General features: G+C 41.1%; 15 protein-coding genes. 9 read left to right on the top strand and 6 right to left on the bottom strand.

Translation table 11 applies throughout. From position 1 onward, the window contains the following. Positions 1-41: 41 nt before the first annotated feature. Positions 42-440 carry an SRPBCC family protein gene (locus tag BLQ87_RS09870; RefSeq protein ID WP_074605989.1) on the bottom strand — a complete coding sequence of 133 codons (399 nt, stop codon included), beginning with the start codon at positions 438-440 and terminating at the stop codon, positions 42-44. A gap of 9 nt (positions 441-449) precedes the next feature. Next, complete coding sequence (gene pyrE / locus BLQ87_RS09865; RefSeq protein WP_074605988.1) at positions 450-1,109, bottom strand: orotate phosphoribosyltransferase; 660 nt, start codon at positions 1,107-1,109, stop codon at positions 450-452. A gap of 382 nt (positions 1,110-1,491) precedes the next feature. Between pyrE and BLQ87_RS09860 the strand changes: the two genes are divergently transcribed. Then, a complete protein-coding gene (locus BLQ87_RS09860) occupies positions 1,492-2,124 on the top strand; it encodes an NUDIX hydrolase (protein WP_083361782.1) in 633 nt (210 codons plus the stop codon). Here BLQ87_RS09860 and coaD read toward each other — a convergent pair. Genes coaD through BLQ87_RS09845 form a run of 3 tightly spaced genes read right to left on the bottom strand, consistent with a single transcriptional unit; the run spans position 2,095 to position 3,918 of the window. After that, the gene (gene coaD, locus BLQ87_RS09855) at positions 2,095-2,556 is read right to left on the bottom strand and encodes a pantetheine-phosphate adenylyltransferase (RefSeq protein ID WP_074605986.1); all 462 of its coding nucleotides are present in this window, start codon (positions 2,554-2,556) and stop codon (positions 2,095-2,097) included. The genes BLQ87_RS09860 and coaD overlap by 30 nt on opposite strands. Before the next feature lies 1 nt (position 2,557). Further along, complete coding sequence (locus tag BLQ87_RS09850) at positions 2,558-3,097, bottom strand: RsmD family RNA methyltransferase (RefSeq protein WP_074605985.1); 540 nt, start codon at positions 3,095-3,097, stop codon at positions 2,558-2,560. Further along, the gene (locus BLQ87_RS09845; protein ID WP_074605984.1) at positions 3,088-3,918 is read right to left on the bottom strand and encodes a DUF3822 family protein; all 831 of its coding nucleotides are present in this window, start codon (positions 3,916-3,918) and stop codon (positions 3,088-3,090) included. The genes BLQ87_RS09850 and BLQ87_RS09845 overlap by 10 nt, the downstream gene beginning before the upstream one ends. Positions 3,919-3,986: 68 nt before the next feature. Between BLQ87_RS09845 and BLQ87_RS09840 the strand changes: the two genes are divergently transcribed. The 8 genes from BLQ87_RS09840 (at position 3,987) to BLQ87_RS09805 (ending at position 15,047) form a co-directional block, all read left to right on the top strand. Then, positions 3,987-5,420, top strand: a complete 1,434-nt coding sequence (locus BLQ87_RS09840; RefSeq protein WP_074605983.1) for an ATP-dependent DNA helicase — start codon at positions 3,987-3,989, stop codon at positions 5,418-5,420. A gap of 28 nt (positions 5,421-5,448) precedes the next feature. Next, positions 5,449-6,138, top strand: coding sequence for an MCP four helix bundle domain-containing protein (locus tag BLQ87_RS09835; protein ID WP_074605982.1), 690 nt, complete (start codon positions 5,449-5,451; stop codon positions 6,136-6,138). Between the two features lie 106 nt (positions 6,139-6,244). Continuing rightward, positions 6,245-6,859, top strand: coding sequence for an RNA polymerase sigma factor (locus tag BLQ87_RS09830; RefSeq protein ID WP_074605981.1), 615 nt, complete (start codon positions 6,245-6,247; stop codon positions 6,857-6,859). 70 nt (positions 6,860-6,929) lie between these two features. Beyond that, positions 6,930-8,150 carry a FecR family protein gene (locus tag BLQ87_RS09825; RefSeq protein ID WP_074605980.1) on the top strand — a complete coding sequence of 407 codons (1,221 nt, stop codon included), beginning with the start codon at positions 6,930-6,932 and terminating at the stop codon, positions 8,148-8,150. Positions 8,151-8,457: 307 nt separating this feature from the next. Beyond that, positions 8,458-11,937 (top strand): SusC/RagA family TonB-linked outer membrane protein, encoded by a 3,480-nt coding sequence (locus BLQ87_RS09820; protein WP_172664760.1) that lies wholly within the window; start codon positions 8,458-8,460, stop codon positions 11,935-11,937. Positions 11,938-11,948: 11 nt separating this feature from the next. Next, the gene (locus BLQ87_RS09815) at positions 11,949-13,406 is read left to right on the top strand and encodes a RagB/SusD family nutrient uptake outer membrane protein (RefSeq protein WP_172664761.1); all 1,458 of its coding nucleotides are present in this window, start codon (positions 11,949-11,951) and stop codon (positions 13,404-13,406) included. 13 nt (positions 13,407-13,419) lie between these two features. After that, positions 13,420-14,091: a hypothetical protein gene (locus BLQ87_RS09810; protein WP_143010399.1), complete on the top strand. Its 672-nt coding sequence runs from the start codon at positions 13,420-13,422 to the stop codon at positions 14,089-14,091. A 29-nt stretch (positions 14,092-14,120) separates the two neighbouring features. Further along, the gene (locus BLQ87_RS09805) at positions 14,121-15,047 is read left to right on the top strand and encodes a DUF5007 domain-containing protein (protein WP_074605976.1); all 927 of its coding nucleotides are present in this window, start codon (positions 14,121-14,123) and stop codon (positions 15,045-15,047) included. A gap of 308 nt (positions 15,048-15,355) precedes the next feature. Here the strand turns inward: BLQ87_RS09805 and BLQ87_RS09800 are convergent, their stop codons facing one another. Beyond that, entirely contained in the window at positions 15,356-15,916 is a 561-nt protein-coding gene (locus BLQ87_RS09800) for a hypothetical protein (protein ID WP_074605975.1), read from the bottom strand. Positions 15,917-15,986 lie beyond the last annotated feature (70 nt).

Here is a 15,986-nt window from a genome sequence, read left to right as displayed (position 1 = left end):
TGTGAAAAGTAGCCGCTTCTTTATATGTTAAAAAATTGATTTTACTTCAATACTTCTGCAAGTCTTTCTGTCTGATGGTTCGCCAGTTTCTGCAATGGACCTGCCGCCAGCATTTTCATCATCATATTCAGATCTGCAGTAATAATATGTTTAGCGGTAGTACCACCATTGCCATTGTCTGCAACCGTCCATTTCAACTCCAGATCAAAGGGGGCTTTCTCCGTAGGGATAGCCGTTAATTCCTCATTCTCTACGCGGTTAGAAATTTTAATCGCTAATTTGGCCATATTCTGAATGGTAAAGCTCGCTTCATCATTGGTGGATGACCAGTTGTAAATATTCTCAGGCATCAATTGCTGATGGTTATTTAAATCAGCTAAAAATGCATAAACTGTGGCTACAGGCTGGTTGATCTCAGTAGTACTCTCGATAACTGTCATTATATGATCTTAGGTTAGTTGTTCTAATTCTTTTCCCCAATCTGCAGGGTTTCTACGCCATTTGGCCAATAGATCTACATCGTTTTGAGCAATGAAGCTATGTTCAGCAGCATATTCAATCAATGTATTGTAATTAGATAAGGTAGCGAAGCGACATTTGGCAGCTTTAAAGTTTTCTTCTGCCTGGTCAAGACCATAGGTGAAGATAGACACCAAACCAGCTACAGAAAGTCCCGCACTTCTCAATGCTTCTACAGCTTGTAAGCTGCTTTTTCCGGTAGAGATCAGATCTTCAACCACTACTACGCGCTGTCCTTCCACAATTTCTCCTTCAATCAGACTTCCGGTGCCGTGTTCTTTTGCTTTAGCTCTTACATAAGCAAAAGGCAATCCCAGCTCCTGAGCAACAAGAACCCCCTGAGGGATACCTGCAGTAGCTACACCAGCAATCAGATCTACGGAACCAAATTCTTCCTGGATCAATTGCGTCAGCTTCTGTCTGATGTATGTTCTTACTGAGGGATGGGAAAGTGTAACTCTATTATCGCAATAAATAGGAGATTTCCAACCCGAAGCCCATGTAAATGGATTGTTAGGCTGTAACTTTATTGCTTTTATTTGTAATAAAAATTCAGCTACCTTTAATTCAATATCACTTTTATTATACATGCTCCAAAATTACAGAATTTCATACGTTTGTCCTAGCACTACTTTCAGTAATGTGAGAAATAACGCTTAAAAATCCTCGTTTAAATATTTCTTATTTAGCGTCAAATGTCGGCATTTATTGTTGGGAACAAAAGCTGTTTTTTGCCATCCTTTGAGAATCAGCACCATAAGAACTAAAATAGCGGTTTATGGGGAGGCCGATAGAATAGTAATTGCCTTTAATGGAAAATTGAATAAATATTTATAGTTTTAAAAACTCAAATATCCAGGCGATTTTGTAGAATTTCCCATTGAAAACCCCTTTAGAATACTATTCAAAGGGGTCTGTTGTTTCTATGGGAATTTTAAAGGCCTGTTATTAAAACCATTTTGAGCGTTTATCATGAAGAATTATAGAATTTATATCAACGACAACACCCTGTTTATCGCCGATTCCGCACCTAAACAGGAGAAAGAAATTCAGCAAATCGACGTTCAGAATTTTGATTTCAAACAACTTTATAAAAGCATTCCCGCAGATGGTAAGAAAGACTATTTATTATTAGATGCAGATCCACAGGCGGTGTTCAAAAAGATTAAAAATAGCCTGACCCTCATTAAAGCTGCAGGTGGCCTGGTGAAGAGTGCCAAAGGAAATTACCTGTTTATCTTCAGAAACAAGAAATGGGACCTGCCTAAGGGAAAGGTCGAGAAAGACGAAAAGATGAAGGAAGCCGCACTGAGGGAAGTAGAAGAGGAATGTGGCGTGAAAATTTATACCAATGATGAAAAGCTGTGTAAAACCTATCATGTATATACGATCGGCAGCAAAGTGGTCTTAAAGAAAACCAACTGGTACAGCATGACGGTAAAAGGAGAACCCAAATTGATTCCCCAAAAGGAAGAAGGCATTACCAAAGCCAGCTGGTTGAGCACATCGGAGCTTGCACCAGTCCTCGGTAATACTTATCCCTCCATCATCCAGGTGCTGGAAGCTGGCGCTTTATTAAAGGAAAGCGATAGCGTCCTGGGGTAGAAAAGGACTTACATCTCCGTTGTTTCGCAGGATATCTCTGACAATTGTTGAACTGATTGCAGAGTATTCCGGTTTGCTCAGAATAAAAATGGTTTCCATTTCAGGCATCATGGTCTGGTTGATTTGTGCAATGGCACGTTCATACTCAAAATCACCTACAGACCGGATGCCACGAACCATATATTGCGCATTGATCTTTCTGCAAAAATCAACCGTTAGCCCTTCATAAAGCTGTACCTCAACTTTGGGCTCATGAATAAAGACTTTTCTGACAATCTCTTCACGTTTTTCTGCAGAGAGAAAACCCTGTTTGGAACTGTTTAATCCAATACCAACCACCACCTTGTCAAAAAGTGGCAAAGAACGCTTCAGAATGTCAACATGGGCAATGGTAATGGGATCAAATGATCCCGGAAACAAGGCAATCTTCATATTATGTTGTTTTTTCAAAGAAACTGAATGAGGAATTACCATACCTTCTGGTTTCTTTAAAACCGGGCTGGTCTTTTAGTTTTAATAAGGATGGATGTTCTACGATGAGCAATCCATTATCCGATAGCAAATTGTTTTTCATCACAAGCTGAGGAATCAATGGGATCGTCGGCAGATCGTATGGAGGATCAGCAAAGATGATCTGATAAGATTTGGTATGTGATTCCAGAAATTTGAATACATCAGCCTTCTGCACATCTATCGCATCAAGCCCGTGTTTGGCAATGACCGACTTTACCCAATAAATACAACCCGAATGTTTATCTACTGCGGTTACTTGTCTGATGCCGCGCGAGGCAAATTCAAAACTGATGTTCCCTGTGCCGCAAAAAAGATCGAGCACATCGCAACTGTCAAAATCGTAAGTATTATAAAGAATATTAAAAAGTGCTTCTTTGGCCATATCTGTTGTAGGCCTTACCGGTAAGCTTTCCGGGGCATTGAAACGAATGCCTTTCAATGTACCGCCAATTATTCGCATAGGTCAAGGGCTAGCAGGCTGCTGTAATAATGAGCAGGCATGTCGTCTAAAATTTTGTGATCTACCTGATCACTTAAAGGGCTAATGAAGCTGATGTTTTTGAAGTATTTCTCAATACACTGATAATAATGGTCGTTTTCATGGATGATGCCACTCAGCTGAACATTGCTCTCTTTGGTGTTGAGTTGAAGCTGGTTAATGATAAACAGCAGGTAATAGTTAAATTCTTCCGCGTTGGCTACTTCATAATAATTACGGAAGATCAGTTTTTCGCCCTCCGTAACCACAGCATTAAAAGAAGAAGCGGTAAAATCAAGAATCAGTGATTTCTGCTGTTGATCCCTGGTCATTGCCAGTACCGGAGCAAGCTGATCAAAAAGCTTGCAGCTAAGCAGTGAATCTGCCAGCGTCTCATCTATAAAGCGGTGTAAAGTAAAGATCGAAGTGAAACCATAACTGCTGAATGGCCGGATATAGAGGTTGTCTGACTGCTCTTCTGTGAAAAATTTAGCATATTGATCCAGGTTATTGGCGTCAAACAGGTCGTTCGGAATGGAAATGGAATTCTCTGTATAGACCGCTACCTTAATCTCCTTGAATGCAAGGTTTAAATAGCTGTCGTTTTTTAATTTTGCAGAAAGGGCCTGAGGAATATTGTGGCATTCCTGCTGGTCATATACTGCTTTTAACTGATTGCTGGTTTTATCGATAATTGCATAGGAAAAGCTATCTGCTGTAATCTTTAACAATAAATTGCAGTCTGGCGCAGTACTAGGATCAAATTCCGGATCGACTAATAATATGCTGTTTTTATGGCTCATCTAGATCAAATTATTTAAGATCAAAATTAATCCTTTTTTCTATAACATCACCATTGCATCTTTGTTAAATGGATAAAGCATCAATTATTGCGCAATCTTATGCATTTACACCGACAGCCGAACAGCTTGTTTTTTGCAGAGAGATGGCTTCCTTTCTGACCCAAAGACTAGATGATCAATGTTTTATATTGAGAGGGTACGCGGGAACAGGAAAAACAACTTCTGTAGCTGCTTTGGTAAAGGCGCTGCCTAAATTCGGACTGAAAGCAGTTCTGCTGGCACCAACAGGTCGCGCGGCAAAGGTGATGAGCAATTATACCGGACGAAAAGCACTCACCATCCATAAGAAAATCTATAGAAAACGATCTGCGGTATCCACGGATATGTCTTTTCAAATCGCGCCGAATATTGCGGAACATACCTTGTTTATTATCGACGAGGCTTCCATGATTGCAGACGAATGGAATACGCAAACGGGCTCTTCCTTTCTGAAGGACCTGATGGAATATGTATATAATGCTAAAAACTGTGCGGCTGTATTTGTCGGGGATACGGCGCAGCTGCCTCCGGTAGGGAGCATCGACAGTCCGGCCTTAAATAAAGACTATGTGGCTTCCAATTTCGGAATGGAAGTAAAGGCGGTGGAGCTGAGAGAAGTCGTCCGCCAGGAAAAAGAATCCGGAATTCTGGCCAATGCCACCATGCTGCGCAAATTAATTAATGAAGATCAGGAGGAGGAAAGCACGGTGGAGCTCCCTCAGTTTATCACCAAAGATTACAAAGACATCTTCAGGATGACGGGTGTAAAATTGGTGGAAGGACTGGAATATGCCTATCACAAATTCGGAATTGAAAACTCCCTGGTGGTTTGCAGGTCCAATAAATCTGCAAATGTATACAACCAGCAAATCCGCGCCCGTTTGCTTTACCGGGAGGAGGAGCTGACGGGAGGAGACCAGATCATGGTGGTTAGAAACAACTATTTCTGGCTTCCTGATAATGAATCTGCAGCTTTCATCGCCAATGGCGATATGGCAAAAGTTGTGCGGGTAAGGGGGGAAGAAGAGCGGTATGGCTTCCGCTTTTCAGAGGTACAGCTGGAGTTTATGGATTTCCCTGATGCAGGACAGATTACCTGTAAGGTAATGCTGGATACCCTGACGGCCGAAACTCCAAACCTTTCTTATGAACAAAGCAATAAACTTTTTGAAGGACTTAACCTGGATTATGAGCACATCACGAATAAAAGAGAACGATTTAAAGCCATCAAGGAAGATCCTTATTACAATGCGCTGCAGATCAAGTTCGCTTATGCCGTAACCTGTCATAAGGCACAGGGTGGGCAATGGGATGCGGTCTTTGTTGATCAGGGTTATTTAACGGAGGATATGATCGATCTTGATTTTCTCCGTTGGTTATATACTGGGGTAACAAGAGCGAAAAGAGAATTATTTTTAGTAAATTTTGCCCCTAACCTTTTTTCTTCGCCTTTAGAGGAATAACCGGTAACTAACCTAGTATTTAAATGATATGAAATTTGCTTATTCTATAAAACAGAAAATGAAAATCGCCACGCTCCTGTTTGCAATTATGGCGTGTATGATCTTGATCAGAATTTTAGAGGATAAGAGTGTGAAAAGTATGAACGAATCGTTCGTATCCATGTATAACGACCGTCTGGTACCGGCTACAGACCTGTTTTATATTGCAGAGAATATTTTTGCTAAAAAATATGCACTGGATAGCTTCCTTTATTCCGGTCAGCTTTCCAAATCCAACGCGGCAGGATTAAAAGAACAGCTTACCTCCTTCAACACTACGATAGACGCGCTGTTGAAAAAATATGAAAAGACTTTCCTGGTGAAAAAGGAAAAACAGCAGCTCGCAGAATTAAAGAATCGCTTAGTGGGATTAATCGCTGCAGAACAGCATGTGATGGCATTGAGCCTTAGTCATACCCTGGAAGATGGACGGAAATTGTACGAAACGATAGGAAGGGAAAATGGTTTGAAAACTATGGAAAAACTAACCGACCTGATGAATATCCAGACGCAGGTAGGGCAGGAGCTGATTCAAAATTCCGCATCAATGGTTTCCAGAAGTAAATTGTATTCTACCTTACAGATTGCGTTGGCGGTCCTGATCGGCGTACTGATCGTGGGGATTATCTCCGCTTCAAACGTAGTGCAGGTCAGAAATGATAAGTTCAATTTGAATTAATTATCAACTTCTTGGGAGAAAAGATATTTAATTTCATTATTTTAAGGTAACATATATTTTACTTAGCTTTGGTGTAAGCACAATCAAAAGAAGGGGGATCTTTTAAATGGAAAATAAAGCAGTGCAGACGCTCGGGGGGGAACGTTTGCTGCTTCAACAGACTGCCGAAGGTAGCCCTGAAGCTTTTTCGGCAATTTATAAGTTTTACCTGCCCCGCTTATATAAATATATCTATCCTTTTGTCCGTTCTTCCAAAGAAGATACTGAAGAAATCCTTCATGACCTGTTTATGAAAATATGGGAACGAAGAGAAGAGCTCGCTGGCATTCGTTCTTTTAAGAGCTACCTGTACAGCATGGCAAGAAACAGACTGGTTAACCTTCATGAACACAGTAAGGTGAAACAAAAGGCCATTGATTACATTGCCAATCATGCCGATACCAGTGATAAAGCAGCTGATGAAGCCTTTATCTATTCTCAATACCATGTTATCGTTCAGCATGCCATCGATATGCTGCCCCCAAAACGGCGACAAGTATTCGAAATGAGTGTTTACCAGGAGTTGTCTCACGACGAGATTGCAGTTCAAATGCAAATTTCCAAATCAATGGTGAAAAAACAGCTTTATACTGCAGTAAGGCATATGAAAGAATACCTGAGAGTACATGCTGACCTGACAGCCGTTGTGGTTTGTTGCTCAGCACTGACCATCATCAAATAAATATTTTTTTTCCTGTAGAGGTATCCGATTGCCAGGTCTTCCTGTCTTACTCTTAAACGGACCTTCTCAAATGAATTCACAAGAGCTCAAAAGACTACTGGAACAACTGGCAACAGGTACTCTAACTGCGGAACAGGATCTTACTTTTCAGGAATTGCTGAAAGATGCAGGTCGGGAAGAGTATTTGTCTATTCTTGCCGCCTGGGAAGAAACACTGGAACAATATCCTGCTGCTGAACTCCCGGATGATGTATTGATTCATCGCTTAGAAAATAGCCTGAATAAAGAAAATACCCCGGTTATTCCACTTTACAAAAAGGAAGTGGGGCGGGCTAAGCCTGCGATAGTACGTTATCTGAGCGTTGCCGCTGCAATATTGGTGCTGCTTTCTGTAGCCATGTTGTTCTATACTAAAAAAGAAAAACTAACCGAAAAGAAATTGCCGGCATTAGGCCTAAATGATGTGCTTCCCGGAGGAAATAAAGCAACACTTACCTTGGCCGATGGCAGAATGATCAATCTGGATTCTGCCGGAACAGGAGCCATAGCCAGCCAGTCGGGAATTACGATTGAAAAAACGACTGATGGTCAGCTGATTTATAACGTTGCAGGAGGAGTAGCCCTCTCAGACAATGAGACAACACGGACATTGGGTCATAATACCATTTCCACGCCAAAGGGTGGGCAATACAGAGTCAATCTGCCGGATGGCAGTACAGTCTGGTTAAACGCCGCTTCTTCTTTGCGTTACCCTGTTTTATTTGCTGCGGATGAACGTAGTGTGGAATTAACAGGGGAGGCTTATTTTGAAATCGCCAAAGACAAAAATAAACCTTTCCTGGTGCATAGTAAACAGCAAATCGTGGAAGTCCTTGGAACGCATTTTAACATTAGCAGTTATCCGGACGAGGAAAGCACGCTGACTACATTGTTAGAAGGAAGCGTAAAAGTAGTCAACACGATACATAAAAACATGTTGATACTGAAACCAGGACAACAATCACAGGTCAATGCGGAAACGACGATGGCAACAAAAGTTGATACGGAAGAAAGCATCGCCTGGAAAAACGGTCTTTTTGTCTTCAATGAAGAAAGTATTCCTTCCGTAATGAGGAAGATATCTCGCTGGTATGACCTGGAAGTGGTATATGAAGGAAATGTAAACGATAAGGACCTTAAAGGTACTGTTCCACGCTTTAAAAATTTATCCGAAGTACTGGAAACACTGGAATTAACAGGATTGGTTCACTTTAAAATAGAAGGAAGGAGAATCACCGTTATCGCCAGATAATGAATACTGCCGCATAAATTATGAACTAACCACTCATAAAAGCAATCATCTGTGAAAAAAGCAAACGATCAACTCACCTAAACCAAACTGTATGAAAAAATAGATACACCTAACCTACATGGCGACCTAAAAAAAGCCGGGAAGTGCTTCGAACCACCTCCCGACAAATGTCTGGGATCTGCCAAATGAATTTCTGAAGACCATTTAATTTCAACCCAAACTATACAAAAGTATGAATAAAAATATTCATTGCCAGCCGGCTGATGAAAACAGGTGGCTGTGCATAAAAAAACGAATCATCATGCGCATGAAAATAATAGCCGTATTAATGATTGCTGCTTTTTTGCAGGTAAGCGCAAGCGGATTTGCTCAAAAAATAACCCTTTCTGAAAAGAATGCTTCGCTGGAGCAGCTCTTTATTAAAATTAAAAAACAAAGTGGATTTAATTTCCTATACAGTACCAAATTACTTAAAGAAGCTAAAACGGTTTCATTACAGGTAACGGAGGAATCTCTTCGGGAGGTCCTGGACAAATGTTTCGAAGGACAACCCCTCACTTATGCGATCAATAAGAATACGGTAGTCGTAAGAAAGAGAGAAGAACCGCTCTTGTCTGGCGATGTTCAGCTGAAACCGATCAAGGGAGTTGTGCTCGATAATAAAGGAATGCCCATTCCGGGAGTAACGGTGAAAATTAAAGGAAGCAGCACGACCAGGTCGACTGCCCAAAATGGAGAATTTACCATCGATGCAGAGGATGATGATGTATTGGTTTTTACTTACATAGGCTACAAAAGAAAAGAAGTCAGCCTAAAAGGATTGCAGTCGATCAAAGTCGTATTGGACGAGGATCAGGCGCAGTTAGAGGATGTCGTGGTGATCGGTTATGGTACCCAGAGTAAAAGAGAAACTTCAGGTTCCATTTCGACAGTAAAAGGAACACAGCTTCAAAACAAACCAAGTGGTTCTATTGAAGGTCTGTTACAGGGATTGGTTCCGGGATTGGTGGTCATGAACAATTCAGGTTTGCCGGGAGGAAGATCTAATATTCAGCTCAGAGGACTGGCCTCTTTCTCTAGTTCAGCAAATTCAAATGTGGTCAGTACACCTTTATTTATCATTGATGGGGTTCCCCTGGAGCAGGATGCTTTCAATCCTTCCGATCCCCGTCAGGCGATTACGAGTGTGCTTTCCGGTTTTAGTGCTTTTGATATCGAATCGCTGGATGTTTTAAAGGATGCTGCGTCTACGGCCATTTACGGATCAAGGGGAGCGAATGGTGTGATCGTGATCAATACCAAAAGAGGAAAAATAGGGAAACCGATTGTGAGCATAAATACACAGTATGGAAGGTCGTTTTTTCCTGAACTCCGCAAAACTTTAGGTGGAATGGCGGAACGTAATTTTAAGCTGGACCTCTACAATCAATATAAATCTTCCAAGTTTGGCGGTGGATTTACAGATGTTCCGATCGAATTAACGGACAGCTTAAACAGCTTCTATAACAATTCAACAGACTGGCAAAAGTTATATTTCAAAAATACAAACCTGAAAAATATCAACCTGGGTATCAGTGGGGCAAACGAAAACTCGAGCTACAGGATCGGTGCAGATTATTACGATGAGGAAGGTATTGTGCTGGGCTCCGGTTTCAGCAGGTATTCCCTCACTTATTCAGGTGTTTTCAATCCAACCTCTAAATTAACGATCACCGGCCGTGCAAATTTAAGCCAGACGGATGCGAGTCAGCGAAGAGGAGATAACTTCAATGCGGCGGTAGTAGGAAATGACTTTTCTTCTTCCTTCCGTCCCGGACCGAATAGCGGTTTCTTTGATGCTTACCTGGATTCTTATAATAAAGGCGTAAATATCGACCTGACGAGAAGAATACTTGGGCAATTGGAAGCTTCATATGATGTGTTTAAATGGATGAACATCACTTCCAGAGCATCGGCTAACTATGAGTTTTACCGGACACGCTCTTTCTCTCCATCTGCGACAAGATCTGATTTTAAATCCGCAGCTTCCTATTATGCGAAAGAAAACGTAAATCTCTTAAGTGAAACTTTCCTGAGGCTTCACCATACTTTCGATGATAAACATAACCTTGACTTTTTGCTGGGAAATACGATCAACGTAAGTAAAAATGACAATATCTTCGGTGCTGCTTATGGAGGCCCAAGTGATGCACAACAGGTAATTCAGGGTTATCCGCAATCCAACCTGACTTTGTCTACACATAACATTGGATATGGATTACTATCTTATTATAGCAGGGTATCCTATAATTACGATAAGAAATACCTTTTCCAGGCCGTATTAAGAGCGGATGCCTCTTCTAAATTTGGAAAGGACAAACAATGGGGTTATTTCCCTTCTACTTCTGTAGGATGGGTGTTTAGCAAGGAAGGATTCTTTAGTAAAAATGTAGGCAACTGGTTTAACTTCGGTAAGGTTAGAGCGAGCATCGGTAAGGCCGGAGAGCAATATCAGGATAATTACCTGGCATTGGGCGCCTATAATTCCGGAGCGGGAAATGTGAATCCAAACAAACCGGCATATTCCGATAACGGAACGTATAATGGTGTGCCATTGCTTTATCCAAATTACGACGGTGGAAATGGAATCGCGTTGCCGGATCTGACCTGGCAAACCTCCAAAGAATATGGTGTAGGGTTAGATCTGGAGCTTTTTAATAGCCGCCTGACCATGACACTGGATTATTACAATAAAAATAAAGATGGTTTCCTATTCCGGGACGCCCTCAACGGAACGAGTGGATATTCTATCCGTTACGTCAATAGTGGTGCAGTCCGTAACACCGGTTTTGAAGCGGCAATTACAGGATATATCACAGAACCGGGCAAGAATTTCCAGTATTCCGTGACCTTTATCGGAGGGACAAATAAAAATGTCCTGTCTAAACTTCCTGATTTTGGAAGAAGTATCAGCAGGGACGGATATGGTGCAGGATCGCCTTATCTGGAAATCGGCCGCCCTTTAAATGGATTTTACCTGTTGAAATACCTAGGGGTTTATGCCAATGATGATGCTGTTCCGGTGAATAAATATACAGGCCAGAAGTTGTATCCTAACGGTAGCGGCTTTACTTCACAGGATCCTTATCGCGGTGGTGATATTCGTTTGCTTGACGTTAACGGAGATGGGGTAATCGATGTAAGAGGAAGTGCTGATAAAGTGTACAGAGGGGATCCAAACCCTAAATTCAGCGGTAGTTTATCTCACTCGTTCAGCTATAGAATGAAGAATAATTCTACCATTCAGCTGGACCTGTTCTTTAATTATTCTGTCGGCGCAAAAGTGTATAATAAAGTGCTTGCGGACCGGATCAGCGCGGTAAGCTGGACTGCGAGTAGAAATGTAAACTATCCGGGCGGACAAAGGAATCTGCTCGATGTTTCAGACCTGGATGTCTGGACGCCAACACATACCGATGCAAAATTCCCGGTATTAAACCCATGGAGATATTATGGAACTTCCAGTTATGACTTTATCGGGAATTATGATACCAACACCGACCTCTTCCTGGAAAACGGAAGCTTTGTGCGCTTAAACAACATCAACCTGAGCTATGACTTTTCTGCAAATTTTTTAAAACGAATGAACATCAGAAGGTTAAGGGTTTATGGCGGACTTAATAACGTGTTTATCATTAAGGCATATACTGGTGTAGATCCGGAAAATGTAGACAATTATGGCTATGATCTGGGGAATGGATATCCGATCCCAAAGAAATTTAATTTAGGTTTTAACTTCGAATTTTAATTGATATGAATATGTTAATCAATAGAAAATCAAAAATACTTTGCATCGCCCTGATGACGTTTGCAATGCTGTTCTCCTGTAAAAAGATTCTGGATACGGAAGTAGTGGAGATTCCAACAGATACAAATGCAATTACCTCTGCTGCTGACGTAGATAAGGCGATTGCAGCTGCATATTCCTTTTTACGTTTTGTAGTGCCTGATAAAGTCTTTTTAATGGGTGATATGAGGGCCAACGTTTTCTCCAGTTATTCGCAATCGTCAAATACGAGGACAGAAACCTTAATTGCAACCAATTCTTCGGCGTCCTTGCTGAACAATGGGGGAGGAGACTGGAATGGATTTTATCGGGTAGTTTCACAGTGTAACCTGGTTTTGGAGAAAATTCAGGGAATTCCTGTGTATGATGAAGTGACGAAAAAGAGGCATATCGGAGAGGCGAGCTTCCTGAGGGCATTGAGTTATTTCTACCTGGCCCGATTCTGGGGTGATGTACCGTTGAACCTGAAGGCTGTAGATCTGGCAAATTTGCCAAAAGCACCACAGGCGGATGTATTTAAACAGATCCAACAGGATCTTGATGTCGCGATTGCAAACCTGCAAATGTCTTATGGCGCGAACGAAATGGCGGTAAGGGCAACAAAAGGAGCGGCATGGGCCATTAAAGCACATGTGATGGGCTGGCTACAGGATTATTCGAGTTGTGAGAAATTATGTGATAGTGTCATTACCAGAGGTCCTTATGTCATGGTAAAAGATACCACTAACCTGCTGAGTATTTTTGTAGGCAAATCAACGGAGGGTATTTTTGAACTGAACTTTGATGCCAACCTGAAAGAAGTTCAGAAAAACAGAGTGTTCAACAGAACACTGGGCAGGCCGTGGTACACGGACTACTCCGATGGTGGTGGTGGAACGGAAACTTTCCTGCTTTCTCCTTCTCCTGAGCAAATGACGCAAATGTTTGTTCCGGGATCAAAGGACGCAAGGAGGTTTACCTGGTTTGTCCGGGAAACTTATACCGGAAGGACCAACAACAGGGTTTACCTGGGTAAATACAGAAGTCTTCAGCTAAAAGGAGACACATCTTCACAGAACATCAACGAATCAAATATCATTGTCACCCGTTTGCCGGATATCATTTTGCTTCGTGCGGAAGCCCTGGCCAGTACCGGTATCGGAAGGGTAGCCGAAGCTGCAGAATTATTGAATAGTGTAAGAAGAAGGGCATTCGCTAAAGAATATGCCGGAAACGGAAGCATTCAGGATACCATTCTGCTGGAACGAAAGAAGGAACTTATCGGAGAAGGACAATATTTCTTTGACCTGGTAAGGACCAGAAAAATGACCAAGGATTCTAAAATAACAAATGGCGACTGGTTTGCAAGGGGCACATGGCTCCTGCCAATAAGCCAGGCCATCATCGCGCAAAGTAATTTCGTGATCACGCAAAATGAATATTGGAAATAATTTAACAGATGTAATGATGAAAAATACGACCTATAAAACGATCGCCCTTCTGGGGGTGATTTTCATACTGATCGCATCAGCATGTAAAAAGAAAGACTACTTCGTAGATGGTGGCCTTGCTCAGCAATCTGAAGCTGAAAAGAGCATGTCTACCTATGATTTTCTGGCCGGAAGGTCAAACCATATGTTTGATTCCCTGGTGAAAATTATTAACCTGACGAATACCAAAGCACTGGTAAATACGAATAATATTACCTTTTATGCCGCTTCGAATGAGGCAGTCATCCGTTTCCAGCAACGATTGAATGCTTCAGATAAGTTAGCGCCAAGACCACTGAGTAAAATCGGACTGGATACGCTTAAATTACTCTTAAACAGGTTCATTATCCCAGGTAACCGCATCACCCTGGAGCAGGCGGTAGCTGATAAACTGAAGACGTATAAAGACAACAATACGGATAGCATTAATATTGCCAGCGCCGGAGGAGGAATAAATGCCGGGAGCTCAATCCAAACTTCTGCCTTCAGGATGTATTACGAACACCGGAAAATAAAAAAAGTGGATTCTGTGAATTATGGATCTGATATCCAGACCCACAATTTAATCACTGCAAATGCCAGAGTCCATGTGCTGGCGAACGGCGCTAACTTCGCCTGCGGATTGAAGCTTAAATACTACAGATAATTTTAATTGATTTTTTAATACCCATAAAAATGAAAATTTCAAGACAAACTTCCGGCGCCTTATTTTTACTCTTTGCCTGCTTTTTTATGTCCTGCAAAAAAAGTACAAATAAGGAAGGCTTTTTAAGCCCTGCCATCAAATACCCGAATACTTCGATCAATGCTTCCGTGGGCTCTGCGCTAATCCAGTCAGGGGCAATGATCACGGATGAATCTACCAAACCACTGGAGTTTAGCATCGATGCCATCCGAAATGAAGATGGTAGCGCGGCAACAGCAGTGATGGATTATAAGGTAGATACCTATTTCTGGAGCGCGGAATACACGGGGAAAGAACCGACAAATAAAGAGCTGGACGCGAAACGCACCAAGGTAAACCGCCCGGCCATTGACATCAATCCTGCCAATGGTAATGTGATCATTTATCCGGAGGCCACGGATACCCTGAAGCTAAAAAAAGGAAAGTACATCATTGATGTAAAAGTAAAAAACAGCGCTGAAGAACGGGTGATTAAAGGCGCATTAACGGTCAACGTATCTTACTCAGCTCCTTTTTATTACCGGTTTTCAGGGGTCGACGGGAAGTTGAAAGACTTTACAGTGGATTTTGTCAGAAAGCAAAATACGGGGAACAAAATCACAGTGTACACGCTTAAGAAAGATGGAACGCCAATCGATCCTAAGAAGTTAATCGGCTATGATTATGGAACGGCTGCAGCTCCGGATTTGAAAGACTGGCACAACCTCGGACTAAGTAATCCAACAAAGTATACAGAATTTCCGGACCGTCTGGAACTGGAAATTGCCGGATTCCCTTTGCCTTTCGTAGCAGGAAAAGTATTGAGAATAGATATGTATAATGACGGGGATGCCAATGGCGCCTACTTTAATTACTGGTTTGATATGGCCATTCTTAAAGAAGGTGTCTGGGAAGTCACGATCAAATTGAATTATTAGTCCCCCTCTCTCTTGTTTTAATGAACCGCCTGGAAAGAAATTCTTTTCGGGCGGTTTTTTTATATTCTTACAATTTACAGGCTTTTTTTGAATTCAGAGTCGCATCAGCCATCAATCCAGTTGTTGGCTACCAGATGAAAAAGAACCTTCCTGTAACAAAGGATAATTAAAAAGCCCCAATTACGGGGCTTTAAATGAGACTACTCAGAATTTTATCCTGTCCTTTTCAAGACCACTCAGACGTATATCCTGTCTCTAATGCTACGACAAATATAATAAGTTATATTTTATGTAAATATTTTTTTTATTTAAATCCCATTAAAAGAGCTTGTTTTTTTGACCTTATTCATTTCTTTTTTATTTAGATTTGAGGTGTCATCTTCTTGTAATTCTATTTGATATGAGCCGTCATTAAAGTAGAAATCATTTTTCCTTAGTGCTGTAATTACCGTGACTTCATATTTATGCATTGATAGGTAATGATACTCGACTACAATATTTAGATCATCACTGTCATCATTGAAATGTTGTGTTAATATCATTCTTTGTTTAAAACCTTCTTCAAAATTGATAAAAGTGAAGGATTTAATTTTTAAAGCATAATAAATTAAATGTTTTGTAGCTTTCATCAAGGTTGATTCTACAAAATCATATCCTATTCCATCTCTTTTGCCATTTTGATCACCTACTTGATTTCTGAGATAATAATGCTTGTCAAAATAAATATCAATCTCAATTTCCTCTTTTACTGACTGAACTTTCTTAACGTTTTCAGAGCTTTTGTTTTTTATAAAAGATTCAATGTCTATGATTATTTCACCTTGTTTTTCTGCGAAATTTATTCTTTTCCGCTTTCTCTTATTTTCCACTTAATTAATTATAGTGATAAAAGATAGTTATGTTGTTTTTCATTTGATGCAGGTTTAAAGTGACATCTAC

The sequence above is a fragment of the Pedobacter steynii genome (assembly GCF_900103665.1).
GTDB lineage: Bacteria > Bacteroidota > Bacteroidia > Sphingobacteriales > Sphingobacteriaceae > Pedobacter > Pedobacter steynii.
The sequence above is the reverse complement of the archived record's forward strand: the minus strand, read 5'-3'. Positions and strand labels throughout refer to the sequence as shown.